This window comes from Reyranella sp., assembly GCF_030651995.1.
Taxonomy (GTDB): Bacteria; Pseudomonadota; Alphaproteobacteria; order Reyranellales; family Reyranellaceae; genus Reyranella.
Genome location: NZ_JAUSBN010000041.1, coordinates 92,743 through 109,205 on the forward strand (window position 1 = coordinate 92,743; position 16,463 = coordinate 109,205).

At 65.6% G+C, this 16,463-nt stretch carries 16 protein-coding genes and 2 tRNA genes; 12 read left to right on the plus strand and 6 right to left on the minus strand.

Annotated elements, in window-relative coordinates; all coding sequences use genetic code 11:
* Window positions 1–23 precede the first annotated feature (23 nt).
* Entirely contained in the window at window positions 24–1,007 is a 984-nt protein-coding gene (locus tag Q7V45_RS12660; RefSeq protein ID WP_304852422.1) for a tripartite tricarboxylate transporter substrate-binding protein, read from the plus strand.
* Window positions 1,008–1,544: 537 nt separating this feature from the next.
* Here Q7V45_RS12660 and Q7V45_RS12665 read toward each other — a convergent pair.
* Window positions 1,545–2,594 (minus strand): alkaline phosphatase D family protein, encoded by a 1,050-nt coding sequence (locus Q7V45_RS12665; RefSeq protein ID WP_304852424.1) that lies wholly within the window; start codon window positions 2,592–2,594, stop codon window positions 1,545–1,547.
* A gap of 45 nt (window positions 2,595–2,639) precedes the next feature.
* Here Q7V45_RS12665 and Q7V45_RS12670 point away from each other — a divergent pair, with 45 nt between their 5' ends.
* Window positions 2,640–3,149: a hypothetical protein gene (locus Q7V45_RS12670; RefSeq protein WP_304852425.1), complete on the plus strand. Its 510-nt coding sequence runs from the start codon at window positions 2,640–2,642 to the stop codon at window positions 3,147–3,149.
* On the opposite strand, the gene Q7V45_RS12675 is transcribed toward Q7V45_RS12670, so the two are convergent.
* Window positions 3,146–4,051 (minus strand): LysR family transcriptional regulator, encoded by a 906-nt coding sequence (locus tag Q7V45_RS12675; protein ID WP_304852426.1) that lies wholly within the window; start codon window positions 4,049–4,051, stop codon window positions 3,146–3,148. The two genes, Q7V45_RS12670 and Q7V45_RS12675, sit on opposite strands and share 4 nt — an antisense overlap.
* 102 nt (window positions 4,052–4,153) lie before the next feature.
* Between Q7V45_RS12675 and Q7V45_RS12680 the strand changes: the two genes are divergently transcribed.
* From Q7V45_RS12680 to Q7V45_RS12690, 3 genes are all read left to right on the plus strand, one after another.
* On the plus strand, window positions 4,154–5,509 hold the full coding sequence (locus tag Q7V45_RS12680) for an arylsulfatase (RefSeq protein ID WP_304852427.1): 1,356 nt from the start codon (window positions 4,154–4,156) through the stop codon (window positions 5,507–5,509).
* Between the two features lie 211 nt (window positions 5,510–5,720).
* Window positions 5,721–6,560, plus strand: coding sequence for a TauD/TfdA family dioxygenase (locus tag Q7V45_RS12685; protein WP_304852429.1), 840 nt, complete (start codon window positions 5,721–5,723; stop codon window positions 6,558–6,560).
* Between the two features lie 51 nt (window positions 6,561–6,611).
* A complete protein-coding gene (locus Q7V45_RS12690; RefSeq protein ID WP_304852431.1) occupies window positions 6,612–7,196 on the plus strand; it encodes a GNAT family N-acetyltransferase in 585 nt (194 codons plus the stop codon).
* Window positions 7,197–7,465: 269 nt separating this feature from the next.
* Here the strand turns inward: Q7V45_RS12690 and Q7V45_RS12695 are convergent, their stop codons facing one another.
* From Q7V45_RS12695 to Q7V45_RS12710, 4 genes are all read right to left on the minus strand, one after another.
* Window positions 7,466–8,659 (minus strand): CaiB/BaiF CoA-transferase family protein, encoded by a 1,194-nt coding sequence (locus Q7V45_RS12695; RefSeq protein WP_304852433.1) that lies wholly within the window; start codon window positions 8,657–8,659, stop codon window positions 7,466–7,468.
* Window positions 8,656–9,522, minus strand: a complete 867-nt coding sequence (locus tag Q7V45_RS12700; RefSeq protein ID WP_304852435.1) for a hypothetical protein — start codon at window positions 9,520–9,522, stop codon at window positions 8,656–8,658. The genes Q7V45_RS12695 and Q7V45_RS12700 overlap by 4 nt, the downstream gene beginning before the upstream one ends.
* 94 nt (window positions 9,523–9,616) lie before the next feature.
* Window positions 9,617–11,023 carry a type I glutamate--ammonia ligase gene (gene glnA, locus Q7V45_RS12705; RefSeq protein ID WP_304852437.1) on the minus strand — a complete coding sequence of 469 codons (1,407 nt, stop codon included), beginning with the start codon at window positions 11,021–11,023 and terminating at the stop codon, window positions 9,617–9,619.
* 55 nt (window positions 11,024–11,078) lie between these two features.
* The gene (locus Q7V45_RS12710; protein ID WP_092828392.1) at window positions 11,079–11,417 is read right to left on the minus strand and encodes a P-II family nitrogen regulator; all 339 of its coding nucleotides are present in this window, start codon (window positions 11,415–11,417) and stop codon (window positions 11,079–11,081) included.
* Between the two features lie 197 nt (window positions 11,418–11,614).
* Between Q7V45_RS12710 and Q7V45_RS12715 the strand changes: the two genes are divergently transcribed.
* The 7 genes from Q7V45_RS12715 to Q7V45_RS12745 all read left to right on the plus strand — a co-directional run bounded on the left by Q7V45_RS12715 (window position 11,615) and on the right by Q7V45_RS12745 (window position 16,445).
* Complete coding sequence (locus Q7V45_RS12715) at window positions 11,615–12,778, plus strand: aminotransferase (RefSeq protein ID WP_304852442.1); 1,164 nt, start codon at window positions 11,615–11,617, stop codon at window positions 12,776–12,778.
* A gap of 32 nt (window positions 12,779–12,810) precedes the next feature.
* Window positions 12,811–13,602: a TetR/AcrR family transcriptional regulator gene (locus Q7V45_RS12720; protein ID WP_304852444.1), complete on the plus strand. Its 792-nt coding sequence runs from the start codon at window positions 12,811–12,813 to the stop codon at window positions 13,600–13,602.
* A complete protein-coding gene (locus Q7V45_RS12725; protein ID WP_304852446.1) occupies window positions 13,599–14,216 on the plus strand; it encodes a TetR/AcrR family transcriptional regulator in 618 nt (205 codons plus the stop codon). Before Q7V45_RS12720 ends, Q7V45_RS12725 begins: the two co-directional genes overlap by 4 nt.
* A 180-nt stretch (window positions 14,217–14,396) precedes the next feature.
* Window positions 14,397–14,612 (plus strand): hypothetical protein, encoded by a 216-nt coding sequence (locus Q7V45_RS12730; protein WP_304852448.1) that lies wholly within the window; start codon window positions 14,397–14,399, stop codon window positions 14,610–14,612.
* Between the two features lie 56 nt (window positions 14,613–14,668).
* Window positions 14,669–14,745: transfer RNA gene (locus Q7V45_RS12735), tRNA-His, on the plus strand.
* Between the two features lie 33 nt (window positions 14,746–14,778).
* Window positions 14,779–16,272, plus strand: coding sequence for an NAD(P)H-hydrate dehydratase (locus Q7V45_RS12740; protein ID WP_304852450.1), 1,494 nt, complete (start codon window positions 14,779–14,781; stop codon window positions 16,270–16,272).
* 88 nt (window positions 16,273–16,360) lie between these two features.
* Window positions 16,361–16,445: transfer RNA gene (locus Q7V45_RS12745), tRNA-Leu, on the plus strand.
* Window positions 16,446–16,463: the final 18 nt, after the last annotated feature.

A 16,463-nucleotide genomic window follows, 5' to 3' on the forward strand; every position in this document is an offset into this window, starting at 1 on the left:
AGTGAGTCTTGGGAGGTAACCCTATGAAGAGACGCAACCTGCTTGCCGCCGCGGCGGCAGCCGCTCTGGCCGCGGCGCCCGTCGGCGCCATGGCGCAGGCCTATCCGACGAAGCCGATCACGGTCATCGTGCCGTTCGCGGCCGGTGGCCCGACCGATGCCCTGGCCCGCGTGCTGACCGCCCGCATGGGCGAGGCGCTCGGCCAGACGATGATCGTCGAGAATGTCGGCGGCGCCGGCGGCACCATCGGCGTCAACAAGGCCGCGAAGGCGACGCCCGACGGCTACACGATCCTGTTCGCGCACATGGGCACCCTGGCGGTGAACATCGCGCTCTACAAGACGCTGCCCTACGACAGCCAGAAGGACTTCGAGCCGATCGGGCTCGGCGGCACGAACCCGATGGTGCTGGTCGCCAAGAAGGGCCTGCCGGCCAAGGACTTCAAGGAATTCGAGGCCTATGTGAAGGCCAACCAGAAGAAGGCGCAGTACGGCATGGCCGGCATCGGCGCCGCCTCGCATCTCGGCGGCCTGATGCTGAACAACATGATGAAGGTCGACGTGCTGGAAATTCCCTACAAGGGAACCGGCCCGGCGCTGAACGATCTGGTGAGCGGCCAGTTCGACTACATGGTCGACCAGGCGGTGAACGTGCTGCCGCAGATCAAGGCCGGCACCATCAAGGCGCTGGGCGTCAGCACGCTGAAGCGCCTGCCGCAGCTGCCGGACGTGCCGACGATCGACGAGTCGGGTCTGAAGGGCTACGAGGTCACGATCTGGAACGGCTTCTTCGTGGCCAAGGGCACGCCGAAGGATGCCATCGACAAGCTCAACAAGGCGTTGGTCACTGCGCTCGGGGACGAGAAGGTGCGGTCTCGCCTGATCGAGCAGGCCGTCGATCTGCCGGAACCCAAGGACGCGACGCCCGCGGCGCTCGCCGCCCAGCTCAAGGCCTCGATCGACAAGTGGGTGCCCACCATCAAGGCCGCCGGCGTTCAGCCGCAGTAATCCCGACCACCGAAGACACGAAGGGCCGCCGCAGGGCGGCCCTTCTTTTTTGCGGACGACGCATCAACCCGGATTGGCGGCCGCCGATGGCGTCGTCGGCTGTTGCCCGCGAGGAGGCCGCTGCCTGTCAGGAGACTTTCCTGGGCCTGCACCCGTTGGCTGTCCCTGCTGTCCCATGCGGGGCGGCTCGGGAGGCGGCGCGCTGCTTCCTCCGCGTCCGTTCGGAGGAGGCGGTCGACGCTCGGCCTGCGTGTTCGCGCCGTCATCGCGTGCCTGGGCGCCGGCCTTGCCTTTGGGTGGCGGTCCCTGCGGCCGGTCGGAGGATGCGTCCGTCGATGACTGGGTAGAAGAGGGCGGCGGCATCCGGTCTTGGGCGCAGACCGCGGTGCTGGCGAGCGCAAGCAATAGAAGAGAGACCGAGGCAACGGATTTCACCGATTGCATGCAGATTCCTTTGGGCCGAGATCGGCGGTCGATACCGCCTTGTCCTCGCTACGCCCTCCGGTGAAGCCGCATCCCCCGATTCAATCTGGGCAATCAGGTGGCAATGCCCAGAGTGTCGAAACCAACGTCGACCGCGCGGCGCGTGTCGCCTCTCTCGTCGCGCAACGCCAGCAGGAGCGTGCGCGCCGACCAGTCGATCTCGACCACGCCGAAATTGGCAGCGGCGAAGAGGGGGCCGAGGCGGTTGGGTCCGGGCTCCTTGGCAGCCCAGTACACCATGTTGAGGCCGCTCGAAGTGGCTTCGTACAGCGGATAGAGACCTTCGGGACTCTCGCGGTAAAGCGCGCCGATGTGGCGATCGCCCGACAGGAAGACGACGCCCTTGGCGCCAATCTCGCGAATCGTATCGACGAGCTTCTGCTTCTCCAGAGGCATGTTCCCCCAGCGCTCCCAGCCATGGCCCTCGGCCAGGACCTGCGTGCTCGACACGATCAGGCGCAGCTCGGCCGGCTTGCGCAGTTCAGCCGCGAGCCACGCCCATTGCTCGGCGCCCAGCATCGTCTTGGCCGGATCGGGGTCGGGAAGGTAGCGCTGCTTGCCCGGCGCGCCGCGCTTGTCCGTGATCTTGAGCGGCGAGCGGAACCAGCGCACGTCGAGCAGGATCACCTGCACGCGCTTTCCCGGCGGTCCGATGATCCGCGAATCGTAGATGCCGCCGCGCGTGCGCCGGATGTCGCCCGCCGGTGCGCCCCAGAAATCGAGGAACAGGTCCTTGGCGATCTCCTTGTGAGCGAACTCCACGCCGCCGTCGTTCACGCCGTAATCGTGATCGTCCCAGACGGCGAGATGGGGCACGGTCTCGCGCAACCTGGCGTAACCCGCGACGAGCCTGGCTTCGTCGTAGGCCCGCTTCAGATCCGCTGCATCCGGGGAGTGGAAGTCGCCATAGACATTGTCGCCGGCGAAGATGAAGAGGTCCGGCCGGTAGGCGAGGATGGGCTCCCAGATCGGCTGCGGCAGGGTCTGCTTCGCGCATGAGCCGAAGGCAATGCGCGACAGGGGCTTTTCAGGCTGCGCCAAAGTGGCGGCGGGGATCAGCGAAGCGGCGCCCGCTAGGCGGGCGAACGTGCGGCGGGAGAACATGGTAAACACCATAATGACATTTTGTGTGGTTTGGATGGCGGCAGCATGAAGCGCCACTTGAAGCGTGCCCTCGAACTGCTTCTGATGCCCCTAGCCGCGGCGATCGTCTTCATCGAAGACGTGCTGCTGCACTACCTGGGCGTCGCCATGGCGGCGTTCGCCAAGTGGCCGCCGGTCGCCCGGCTTGAGGCGTGGTTGGCGCGGCTGCCGACCAAGGCCGCCCTGATCGCCTTCGTCGCGCCTTCGGCGCTGGTACTGCCGATCAAGCTGGCGGCCGTCGGCTTTGCCCTGCATGGAAAGTTCGCCCTGGCGACGGGCAGCATCCTGCTCGGCAAGATGCTTGCGACCGCGCTGGTCGCGCGCCTCTACAAGATCCTGCGCCCGACCCTGGTCACGATGCCATGGTTTCTCGCCACCGAGACGTGGGTCTTCAAATGGCGCGACAGGCTCTACGCCTTCGTCCAATCCCTGCCGGTCTGGCAGAGGACGAAGGCCATGGTGCACCGTCTGCGCCGCTGGCTGTCGGGTTTGGTGGCCGGGCTACTGGCACGCTAACCAGGTCCGAGGCGGGTGCCGGCCTCCTTGGCCGCGCGCCGCAGAGCTTCGAGAAACTGCTCGACCGAGCGCGACGGCGGAATCAGCGCCGGCAACAGCATGCCGACGTGAAACAGGGTCCTCGGACGCCACGGCACCATGGCGAGCCGGCCTGCACCGAGAGAGGCCGGCGTGAGCGGATCGGCGATGGCGACGCCGGCACCCCGGCCGACGAGACGGCAGGCGAATTCGAGCGAGTCGACGACGATGCTCGGGCGAATGGCGACGCCTTCCGCCGCGAACATGGCCTCGACGTCATCGCGCAACTGCGTGCCGGGGCCGAGAACCACCAGGGTCTCGGCTGCAAGATCGCGGGCGCCCAGCGACTTTCGCCGGGCGAGGGGATGCCGGGCCGGCAGGACGACCATCGCGGGCAGGCTCAGCAGCGGTTGCGCCTCGATGCCGGGATTGTCGAGCGGCAGGGCGCCGATGCCGAGGTCGAAGGACTGGTTGGCGACAGCCAGTTCGAGTTCGCGGCGATGAACGATCGCGATGTCGACCTCGACCCCGGGATGATGGCGATGGAAGTCGGCTACGGCCGGCGCCAGCAGGCTGGCGGCGAAACGCGGCATGCTCACGATCCGGAGACGGACCTGCGTGCCACCCGCCACACGCTGGGCGATGCGGGGCAGGTCGTCGATCGCCACCAGAACCCGCCGCACCTCGGCAAAGAACGTGGTCCCTTCGGTCGTCGGCACGAGGCGCGTGCGATCGCGGTGGAAGAGCCGAAGCCCGGTTTCATGTTCGAGGCCTGCGAGCAGGCGGCTTGCCGCGGACTGGCTCATGTTCAGCGACTGGGCGGCGGCGCCGAGGCTTCCCAGCTCCATGATGCGCAGGAAGAGCCGCAGCGCCTGCAGTTTCACCTGATACCTCTTGCGAGAATCGCAACGACCCGTCCGCTGTTTGCATTTTATACATGAGCAGGCGCCTGTCACTCTTTGCGAACCCACAGAGGAGCGTGATCCATGACCGTTCGCCCGCCCAATATCCTGCTGATCCTCGCCGACAATCTCGGATGGGGCGAACTCGGCTGCTACGGCGGCGGTGTGCTGCGCGGGGCACCGACGCCGAGGATCGACGCCCTGGCAGAAGAAGGCCTGACCTGCCTGAACTTCAACGTCGAGAGCGACTGCGTCCCGACCCGCTCGGCGCTGATGACCGGGCGTCATCCGATCCGCACCGGCGCGATGCAGTCGGTGCCGGCCGGCCTTCCCCAGGGCCTGATCCCCTGGGAGATCACGATCGGCGAACTGCTGCAGGGTGCCGGCTACGCGACGGGCTGCTTCGGCAAATGGCATCTGGGCGACCGGGAAGGGCGCCTGCCCAAGGATCGCGGGTTCGACGAGTGGTACGGCATTCCACGCACCTCGAACGAGGCGATGTTCACGTCGGCTCCCGGCTTCGATCCCACGATCGTGCCGATGCCCTACGTGATGGAAGGCGTGAAGGGCGCGCCGGCGCGCGACCTCGCGGTCTACGATCTCGAGCAGCGCCGGTTGATCGACGGCGAGCTGACGCGCCGCACGATCGACTTCATGGAGCGCCAGTCGGGCGCCGGCCGGCCGTTCTTCGCCTACGTGCCGCTGACGCAACTGCACTTCCCGACCTTGCCGCATCACGACTTCGCGGGCCGCACCGGTGCCGGCGACTTCGCGGATGCGATGGCCGAGATGGACCATCGGGTGGGGGAAATGCTGGATGCAATCGACCGCCTCGGCTTGCGCGAGGATACGCTGGTGCTGTTCGGCAGCGACAACGGCCCGGAGTTCCGGCGGCCCTGGCGCGGCACCGCGGGGCCGTGGCGCGGCACCTATCACACGGCCATGGAAGGCGGGCTTCGGGTTCCCTTCATCCTGCGTTGGCCGGGCCGCATCGCGCCGCGCCGCACGACGGAGGTGCTGCACATCACCGATCTTTATCCGACCCTGGCGAAGGTCGGCGGTGCTCGCCTGCCAGCCGACCGGCCTATCGACGGCATCGATCAACTCGGCTTTTTCCTCGGCGATCGGCCAACCTCGGCGCGCGACGGGTTTCCCTACTACATCAAGACCGAGCTGCGGGCCGTGAAATGGCGCGACTGGAAGATGCATCTCATGTGGGAAGTCGAGCCCAACGAAGGGCCGATCAAGCTGGAGACGCCGTATCTGTTCAATCTCGTGAAGGATCCGAAGGAGGAGACCGACACGAACATGGACGAAGGATGGGTGCGCGGCCCGATCCGCCGCCTGATCGAATCGTTCCAGGAGAGCCTCAAGGCCCATCCGCCGATTCCACCCGGCGCGCCGGACGCTTTCGTGCCGGGCGGAAAGGCGGGCGCATGAGACGCGCGCTCCTCCCGTTCCTCGCGGGCTGCGTCGCGCTTTCGGCCTTCGCAGCCGCGGCGCAGGACTGGCCGAACAAGCCCACGTTGAAGGAGTTGGGCTTCAAGGCCGAGTAGGGCGCCTTCCGCTCTCCGGCTTGCGCCTTTGTGCGGCCGCCCGCACTTGCGTTAGGCTCTCCGCTCACAGTGAACCTCACGGGAGTCGCAGGACCATGCCGGAAGTCGTCCCCAACAAAGCCGCCCTCGGCGCACGCATCGAAGGGCTCGATCGCGCCACAGCGAACGAGCCTGCGGTGGCCGCGACCCTGAACCAGGCGCTCGCCGAGCATCTGCTGGTGGTGATTCCGGGAGATCCGATGACGCTGGAACAGACGCGGGAGTTCTCGAAGGCCTTTGGCGCGCCGCAGAGGCAGCTGCTGCGCTACAAGCGTAGCGGCGCCGTGCCCGACGTGTCGGTCATGGTGAGCACACTGATGGCCGACGGCACGACCGACAAGACGGCCATTCGTGCGGAAGACTGGCACACCGACGATTCCTACTTCGCGGTGCCGGCCAAGGCGACCCTGCTGCACAGCATCGAGATTCCGAGCCACGGCGGCGCCACCTGGTTCTGCAACATGCACTCGGTCTACGACGCACTGTCGGATGCGACGAAGAAGCGGATCGAGGGCAAGCGCGCGATTCACGGCTACGACACGCCGCGCGCCCGCAACCGGCCGTCGCCGCGCACACCGGAGGAGATCGCCGAGACGCCGGATGTCGAGCATCCGCTGGTGCGGACGCACCCGGTGACCGGCCGAAAGTCGCTCTACCTGAACCCCAACCGCCTCGACCGTATCGTCGGGCTGGAGCGCGCCGAAAGCGACGCGCTGCTCGACGAACTCGCCGACGAGGCGCGCAAGCCGCAGCATCACTTCGGTCACGTCTGGAGCAGGGGAGACATCGTCGTCTGGGACAATCGCGCCACCATGCACCGTGTCGTCATCGATTATCCGGTGGGCGAGGAACGGATCATGCAGCGCGTGCTGATCGAGGGCGAGCCGCCGATCTGAGGGATTGATCGCCGCCGGACCAGCTCCGATTGGTGACAAAGGAATGACTCGATGAGCGACGTCGTCTTCCGCAAAGGTGAGCACGTACTGTTGCGTCCCCTCCAGCGAGCAGACATCCCGGCAATCCGGCGCTGGATGAATGATCCGGAAACAACCCAGTACCGGTTGGCGCGGGCGTTTCCTCTCATGGAAAAGGCCCAGGAGGAGTGGCTGGACAGGCTGTCGGGTTCGACGACGGAGTTTGGCCTCGGCATCGTGACGATCGAGGACAACAAACTCATCGGTTGGATCGGCTTGCATGAAGTCGATTGGGCACACCGCACGGCCACCACCAGCACAACGATCGGCGAGGCGGATCATCTCGGCAAGGGCTACGGAACCGAAGCGAAGATGCTGCTGCTCGACTTCGCCTTCAATGCGCTCGATCTGTATGCCGTCCGCTCACGCGTGATGGACGACAACAAGCGCAGCCTCGCTTACGCCCGGAAGAACGGCTACGAGGAAGTAGGACGCCTTCCAAAGTGGATCCGCCGGCAGGATGGAGAACGGTGCGACGAAGTCGTGCTTGTCGTCACGCAGGAACAATGGCGACCGCTGTGGCAGGAGTATCTCAGGAACAGAAGAAGTCCTGGGTAGTGCGGGCACAGTGGCGATGCGGCCCGCCGGCGGCGAGGTCATCCAGCACGTCCATACGCGATCTCCGCGGTATTTAAGTACCGTATTGTCCCCCCTCCCCAGGCGGGTCATTTCGTTTGTTTCGGTTATTTCGGATATTTCATTTGTGCGGCTTGGCCGCGCCGGCGAGGCACGCAAGCCGGTGCATCGTTTCGGGCAAGCGGAAAGGTCCTTCGCTGCGGTCAGGATGACAAGTTTGTCGGGGCCGGCGCGGTGCGCCGAAGGAGCGGTCAGCGCACCGCGCCCGACGTCCGCATCTTCTCGATCTCTGCCTCGCCGTATCCGGCCTCGCTGAGAATCTCGGCGGTATGCTCGCCAAGGCGGGGCGCATGCGTCTCGGCCGCGCGTTCTCCGCCGGAGAACTTGTTGGCGCGGCGCGAACGGCGGATGCGGCCTTCGCTGGGATGGTCCTCGGGCTGGAAGAAGCCGACATCGGCCAAGTGGGGATCGGTGAGCAGGTCGTCGATCGTGTTGTAGCGCGCGGCCGGCACGTCGAGCCGGTCGAAGATCTCCAGCCATTCCGCCGTCGTCTTCTGTGCAAGGCCGGTCTTGCGGACCTCGAAATAGGCGGCGGCGTTGTTGGTGCGGGCGAAGGCGCTGTCGAAGCGCGGGTCGGTCTTCAGTTCCGGCCGGCCGATGGCGTCGAAGAAGGCGAAGGCCTGCGGGTTGGTGTTGGGCCCGACGGTGATGTAGCCGTCCTTCGTGGGCAGCGGGCGGTAGTCGGGGCTGAGCAGGCGGCCGTCGCCGCTGGGACCGATCGGCGGATCGAAGGTCGCCGCGCCGAGATGCTCGCTCGACACGAACGAGGCCATATTCTCGAGCATGGGCACGTCGATCGCCTCGCCGCGGCCGGTCTTCTCGCGCCGGTACAGCGCGAAGCCGATGCACTGGGCGGCGATCAGGCCCGTGGTGTGATCGCTCATCACCATGGGCACGAAGCGCGGCTCGCCGGTGGCGCGCTCCAGGGTGCCGGCGACGCCGGACAGGCTCTGCACGATGGGATCGTAGGCGGGGCGGTTGTAGTAGCGGCCGCCACGACCGAAGGCCAGGATCGAGCAGTGGATCAGCTTCGGGTTCTTCTTCGCGAGGCTCGCATGATCGAGCCCGGCGCGGGTGAGGGCCTCGGGCCGCACGTTGCTCACGAACACGTCGGCCTTCTCGATCAGGCGATGCAGCGCCGCGAGCCCGTCCGGCTGCTTGATGTCGAGCACGATCGACCGCTTGTTGCGGTTGAAGTTGATGAACTTGCCCGACATGCCGGGATTGCGGCTGCCCTGCGCCATGGTGCGTAAAAGATCGCCGCCCGGGGCCTCGACCTTGATGACCTCGGCGCCGTAGTCGGCCAGGGTGCGCGTGCAGATGGGACCCACGACCACCGTCGTCAGGTCGACCACTCTCACGCCGGAGAGCGGACCACCGCTCACGCCGCGAACTCCAGATCCATCTCGCCGCACAGCACGCCGTTCTTGTCGGCGGCCCAGAGCTTCAGTTTGCCGTCCTTCTGTTCCTCGCCGCGCACGTCGATCAGGTCGCCGACCCAGAGCGGATGGACGAGGCGGGCGCTGTAGCCCTTCAGCTCGCCCCTGGCGTGCTTCAGCGCGGCATCGACCATCAGGTGCATCGACAGGCCGCCATTGGAGACGATGGCGGGATAGCCTTCCTCGTTGCGCGTGTAGTCGCCGTCATAGTGGATGCGGTGGGCGTTCCAGGTGATGCCGCCGTAGCGGAAATTGAGCGTGTTGGTGAGCTGCGTCGTCTCGCTCCAGGCCTGGTCGGTGCGGGCCTGCGTGGCCACGGTGGCCGTGGTCTTCTGGCCAGGCGGGACGGCGGGCCGGTAGATGGCGTCGAACGTGTCGGAGGCGATGGTCCGGCCGCCCTGTTCGATCGTGTGGCGCATCGTCAGCACAAAGATGTCGCCCGAGCGGCCGGTCTTGGGGACGATGTTCGCCACCTCGGCCTTCTTCAGCGCCGGCTCGCCGGCCTTGAGGCGTCCCATGATCTCGACCCGGCGGCCAGCGCCCATACGGCGTGGCATCGGGATCGGCGGCAGGACGATGCCCTTGTTGGGATGGCCGTCGGGACCCAGCTCGCCCTGGCGGACGGTCTCGGCGAAGAAGACGGTGAACCAGTGCGGCGGCAGCTCCTGGCCGCGCTTGATCGAATCAGGGTCGACGTCGAAGGTCGCGGCGACGCGGCGGACGGCCATCATGCCGATATCGTCCTCGACCGTGCGTACCCGCCCGATCCAGGGCCGCAGGGTCTCCATCGTCTCGTCCATCCAGCCCATGTCCGTTCCCTCAGAAGTGTTGCGACGCGCATCCTCCAACAAAAGAAGGGCCCGCAACAGCGGGCCCTTCCATGATCCGAAAGTTCGGAAAAGATCAGATCGAGTAGTACATCTTGTACTCGATCGGGGCCGGCTGGTGTTCCCAGTTGTAGACCTCTTCCCACTTGAGCTCCATGTAGGCGTCGATCTGGTCGTCGGTGAACACGCCGCCCTTGGTGAGGAACGAGCGGTCGGCGTCGAGGGCGTTGAGGGCCTCGCGCAGCGAGCCGGCGACGGTCGGAACCTTCGAGAGTTCTTCCGGCGGCAGGTCGTACAGGTTCTTGTCCATCGGGTCGCCCGGATGGATCTTGTTGTTGATGCCGTCGATGCCGGCCATCAGCATCGCCGCGAAGGCGAGGTACGGGTTGGCCGAGGGATCGGGGAAGCGGACCTCGACGCGCTTGCCCTTGGGCGAGGACGCGTAGGGGATGCGGCACGAGGCCGAGCGGTTGCGCGAGGAGTAGGCCAGCAGCACCGGCGCCTCGAAGCCCGGGATGACGCGCTTGTAGGAGTTGGTGCTGGCGTTGGTGAACGCGTTCAGCGCCTTGGCGTGCTTGATGATGCCGCCGATGTAGTACAGCGCCGTCTCCGACAGGTCGGCATAGCCCGAACCGGCGAACAGCGGCTTGCCGTCCTTCCAGATCGACTGGTGGGTGTGCATGCCCGAGCCGTTGTCGCCGTAGAGCGGCTTCGGCATGAAGGTCAGCGACTTGCCGTAGCTGTGGGCGACGTTATGCAGCGAGTACTTGTACTTCTGCACGTTGTCGGCGGTCTTCACGAGCGTGTCGAACTTGAAGCCGAGTTCGTTCTGCGCCGGAGCCACCTCGTGATGGTGGATTTCCATGGTGAGGCCCATGTCGGTGCAGACCGACATCATCTCCGCGCGCAGGTCGTTGTGGGTGTCGACCGGCTGGACGGGGAAGTAGCCACCCTTGACGCCCGGACGATGGGCCAGGTTGCCGCCTTCGACCGCGATGCCGGTGTTCCACGGCGATTCGTTGGAGGAGATGCTGTAGAAGCTGCCCTGCATCTGGACGTCGTAGCGGACGTCGTCGAACACGAAGAACTCGAGCTCGGGTCCGAACACGGCGGTGTCGCCGATGCCGGACGACTTCATGAAGGCCTCGGCGCGCTTGGCGGTCGAGCGCGGGCAGCGGGCGTAGAGCTGGCCGGTCGAGGGCTCGACGACGTCGCAGCTGACGATCAGCGTGGTCTGCGCGGAGAAGGGATCGAGCACGGCGGTGGAGGGATCCGGCATCAGGATCATGTCGGACTCGTTGATCGCCTTCCAGCCGGCGATCGAGGAGCCGTCGAACATCACGCCGTCTTCGAAGGTGCCTTCGTCGGTGGCGGACGCCATGCGGGCCGTGTGCTGCCACTTGCCGCGCGGATCGGTAAAGCGGAAGTCAACGAACTTGACGTCCTTTTCCTTGATCAGCGCGAGAACCTGTTTGGCATCCATTGTCGATCGTCCCTCTACTTGTGGTTTACTGCTTCAGCCCCCAAAGGCCGGGTCCTCATACGGCGGCGTCACCACGCTCACCAGTACGAATTCGAATCGCGTCGTCGATACTCGACACGAAGATCTTGCCGTCGCCGATGCGACCGGTGTGCGCGGAGCTGCGAATCGCCTCGACCGCCTTTTCCACCATCTCATCCTCGATGATGAGTTCGAGCTTCACCTTCGGCAGGAAGTCGACGACGTATTCCGCGCCACGATAGAGTTCGGTATGGCCTTTCTGGCGGCCGAAGCCCTTGGCCTCGAGAACCGTGATGCCTTTCAGGCCGATCTGGTTGAGGGCGTCCTTCACCTCATCCAGTTTGAAGGGCTTGATGATCGCTTCGATCTTCTTCATTTGGCTTGAGACACTCCGCGCGCAGGCACCGGGTCCTCCCAATCGGAAGAGCCCGTGTGAGATACAGGGAAGCACATTCCATGCCAGAAATTTCCACGACCTGAAACGGGAATTGTCGATTCACTCTGTCTGTTTATCAGGCGGGTTGAGCAAACATTCATCAGCTAAATGATCAAATATCAGGCAGTACAGAATCCATGAAACCTGCAAACTCGACGATGGCCGGCTTGGGCACGACCGTGTTCGAAGTCATGTCGGCGCTTGCCCGCGAACACAATTCCGTCAACCTCGGCCAGGGATTTCCCGACGACAAGGGACCGGAGGAGGTTCGTGCCGCGGCGGCAGACTATCTGCTGAATGGCCACAACCAGTACCCGCCGATGATGGGAATACCGGAACTGCGGCAGGCGGTGGCGGAACACGCGAGGCGTTTCCAGGGGCTGGAGGTTGACTGGCAAAGCGAGGTGCTCGTCACGTCCGGCGCGACAGAGGCCCTTGGCGACTGCCTGTTCGGCCTGATCGAGCCGGGCGACGAGGTCGTGCTGATCGAGCCGCTCTACGATTCCTACCTGCCCATCGTGCGGCGAGCGGGCGGAATCCCCCGGCTGGTGCGACTGGAGCCGCCCGAGTGGCGCCTGCCGAAGGAGGAGCTGGCTGCCGCTTTTGGCCCCAAGACCAAGCTCATCCTCTTCAATACGCCGATGAACCCCTGTTCGAAGGTCTTCGACCGGGAGGAACTCTCCTTCATCGCGGAGCTCTGCGTGGGGCATGACGTCTACGCCATCTGCGACGAGGTCTACGAGCACATCATCTTCGACGACCGGCGGCACATCTCGCTGATGACCCTGCCGGGCATGCGTGATCGCACGGTGCGGATCGGCTCTGCCGGCAAGAGCTTCAGCCTGACGGGGTGGAAGGTGGGGTACATCACCGCCGCGCCGGGGCTGATGACGCCGATTGCCAGGACGCACCAGTTCATGACCTTCACGACCCCGCCCAACCTCCAGTGGGGGGCGGCAACGGGGCTGCGGTTGCAGGACGGGTATTTCTCGACCTTGGCCGCCGACATGCAGCGCAAACGCGACCGACTCGCAGGCGCTCTGGCGACGATCGGTTTCGACGTCCTGCCGGCCCATGGGACCTACTTTGTCACCACGGACTTCCGGCCGCTGGGCTTCAACGGCACGGATGAGGAATTCTGCCGTCACATAACTGTAAAGGCGGGAGTAACAGCCGTCCCGGTCAGTGCCTTTTACCAGTCGCCCGAGGCTCCCCGGTATTTCGCGCGCTTCTGCTTCTGCAAACATGACGCCACGTTGGACAGCGCCATCCAGCGGTTGGCGGCCCATTTTGGAGACTAAATCTCTGGTATTTGCAGTTTCCAAGCTATAGGATGCAATTGTCATCCACTTTTCAGGCCGCTTTGGCCCTGAACCAAGAGAGTTACTGCATTGGCATTGCCAATATCTGCATATCCGGGCCATATCCGGCGCGCATGGCGTTCCATGGTGAGCTTGCTGCCGAAATGAATTGGACCGACGACGCTGCCCCCGCAGCGGCGGCCCCCAAGCCCATTCGCATGGATGGTCGTCGTTTGCGCAGCGAACGGACAAAGCAGCTCATCATCGAGGCCTACCTGGATCTGATCCGGGAGAACCCGTCGGTGCCGATGCCGACCGCGGCGGAGATCGCGGCGCGGGCCGGCTACTCCGTCCGGTCCATTTTCGAGCGCTTTCCGGACCTCCACACGCTGCGAGTCGCGGCGGCCGATTATAGCCTGGCTCATGCGGCGGCGTTGGCGCCGGCGCGCGACGTCGATGGTGATCGCGCCACACGCATCAGGTCGCAGGTGGAGACAAGGGCAGGGACGTGCGAGCGTGGGGTCGCGCTGTGGCGTGCGCTGCTGTTCAATGTCGACGAGAACGACGCCCTCAAGGCACGCATCAAGATCGCGCGCGACCGAACGATCCAGCGGATGGAGCTCATGTATCGACCAGAACTGTCGATGCTCTCCCTGATCGAACGCCGCAATCTCCTGATCGCTCTGGAAGCCGTGACCGATATCGAGAGCTGGGCGCGGATGCGCGACATGCACGGCCTTTCGTTCGCCGAAAGCTGTGGCGTCTGGATCCGGGCCATTGACCGAATCCTGCCACCGACCCCGCAAGAACTCGCACCATCATGAATTCTGGACCAAACAAGATCGACGGCCGCCGACTTCGCAGCGAGCGGACCAAGCAGTTGATCATCGAAGCCTACCTTGCGCTGGCCCAGCAGATGTCTCCGCGTGTACCGACGGCCGCCGAAATCGCCGAGACGGCGGGCTATTCGGTGCGCTCGGTGTTCGAGCGATTTCCCGATATCCGCGCACTTCAGGTGGCGGCCGTCGACTATTCGCTCGCGCAGATGGCGGCGCTGGCGCCGCCATGGGGAGCCGATGGCGACCGCAAGACCAGGATCGACTCACATGTCCGGACTCGCGGTCAGACCTGCGAGAGCTGGCTGCCGCTGTGGCGTTCGCTGATCGTGAACCAGGGCGACTCGCCGGAACTGAAGTCGCGCATCCGTCTGGCGCGTGACCACGTCACAGCTCGCATGGAGCTGATGTTCGCACCGGAGTTCGCCTTGATGCCTCATGGGGAGCGACGCCGGATCCTGATTGCACTCGAAGCGCTGACGGATGTCGAAAGCTGGGCCAGGATGCGCGAACTGTTCGGCCTGTCCATCGACGAGGCTTGCCTCGTCTGGACGCAGGCGATCGATCGCCTGCTACCTGGGAATTCCGGCGGCACGGAATGACGGAGCGGGGCATGCAGCCATGCGAAGTTTCGGTCCAGGCTCAACCCGTCGACGGCCGAAGGCGGCGCAGCGCGAGGACACGGCAGGGTCTGCGAGGAATGGCTGCCACTTTGGCGGGCGCTCAACGCCAACCAAGGGGATTCGCCGGATCTCAAGGCGCGGATACGGCTGATTCGCGAGTTGGTCATCCGGCGAATTGAGGAACTGTACGCGTCGGAACTCACGGCACTCGACAAGCGCGAGCGGCACCAGACGATTCTGGCCATTGACACGCTGGTCGATTTCGAAAGCTGGGCGCGCATGCGCGAGCAGTTCGGATGGTCGTTCGAGGATGCCTGCGATGCCTGGAAGCGGGCCATCGATCGACTTCTGCCGCCGACCCCGCCTGTTTCTTGACGCTCCCGCCGCCGGGGCGTAGGAAGGCGCCGCTTCGTCGGGAGCGATCCGCGATGGCGGCCGTAGCTCAGTTGGTTAGAGCGCCAGATTGTGATTCTGGATGTCGCCGGTTCAAATCCGGTCGGCCGCCCCAATCGCCCTCACGAGAAGCCCCCCAGGTCTGAAAATGCGCGATCTCCTTCCCCGAGGCGAACTGGCTCTCCTGAACTGTGCCGAGATGGCGCGGGCCGATGCCTTTGCGATTGCCGGCGGAGTGCCCGGCCGGGTCCTCATGGAGGCCGCGGGCCGCGCCGTGGCCGCGGCTGCGATGCAGCGTTACACCAGGCGGCCGGTGGTGGTGCTCTGCGGGCCGGGAAACAATGGCGGCGACGGCTTCGTCGCGGCGCGACGGCTGCAGGAGGCGGGATGGCCCGTCCGTCTCGTTCTGTTCGGGGCAGTCGGCAATCTCAAGGGCGATGCGGCCTGGGCGGCCGGGACCTGGGCGGGATCGGTCGAGCTATGGTCCGCCACGATGCTCGACGATGCGCCTCTCGTGATCGATGCCATATTCGGGGCGGGCCTCAGTCGGCCGATCGATGGCGAGATCGGTGCCGCCATCGAGTTGGTGAATGCCCGGAAGCTGCCCGTCGTCGCCGTCGATGTGCCGAGCGGCCTGCACGGCGATACCGGGGAAATCCTGGGCCATGCGCTCGAAGCGGCGACGACCGTGTCTTTCTTTCGGGCGAAGCCCGGCCACTATTCGGTCGAGGGCTTGCGGCGCTGCGGCCACCTGCACATCGCCGACATCGGCATCCCAGCCGATGCCCTGACGGAGATTGGTCCCCGGGTCTGGCTGAACGGCCCGGCTCTGTGGGCGCATCTGCTGCGGCGTGACGACCTCGCCGATCACAAATATGCGCGCGGTCACCTCACGATCCTGGCCGGCCCTCATGCCACGGGCGCAGCGCGCCTCGCCGCGCTGGCCGGACGCCGGGTGGGCGCCGGACTGGTCACGATCGCGGCCTTTCGTTCGACGTTGCCTGCGTTCCAGGCGGCGGAGCCCGGCAATCTCATCGTCGAAGCCGACGACGGCGCGATGTTCGCCCATCTGCTGAGCGACGAGCGGCGCAATGCCATTCTCATCGGGCCGGGATCGGGCACGGGCGAGCGGACGAGAGAGGCGGTCCTCGCGGCCCTCGATGCCAGACGCAGCGTGGTTCTCGACGCCGACGCGCTCACCGTGTTCGCGGCGGACCCGAAGCTGCTCTTTCGCAGAGTTCGGGGCCCGACATTGCTCACTCCCCATGAAGGCGAGTTCCGCCGGCTCTTTCCGGACCTCGGTGGCCGGGCCGGCAAGCTGGACCGGGTGAGGGAAGCGGCGGCGCGCAGCGGGGCGACCGTGCTGTTGAAGGGACCCGACACGGTGATCGCCGATCCGGATGGCCGCGCCGTCATCAACGTGCACGCCACGCCCGCACTGGCCACGGCGGGGTCGGGCGACGTGCTCGCAGGACTGATCGGCGGACTGCTGGCGCAGGGTCTCACGCCGTTCGGCGCGGCCTCGGCGGCGGCCTGGCTGCATGGAGACTGTGCGCGGCTGTTCGGCGGTCCCGGCCTGATCGCCGAGGATTTGCCCGCGCTTCTTCCTCGCGCACTTCAGTCGGTGTCGTCCTTCAATTGACCGGTCGGCGGGGTCGGGCTAAGAGGCGCGCGATTCGGCCTTCGCGGCACGCCCCGATGGCTCAGAATGTGGTTTGGGCTGGCTTCGGGCGGGCGTGGTGGAATTGGTAGACACGCGAGATTTAGGTTCTCGTGCCGCAAGGCGTGGGGGTTCAAGTCCCTCCGCCCGCACCAGGAAATGGAAGTGAGACA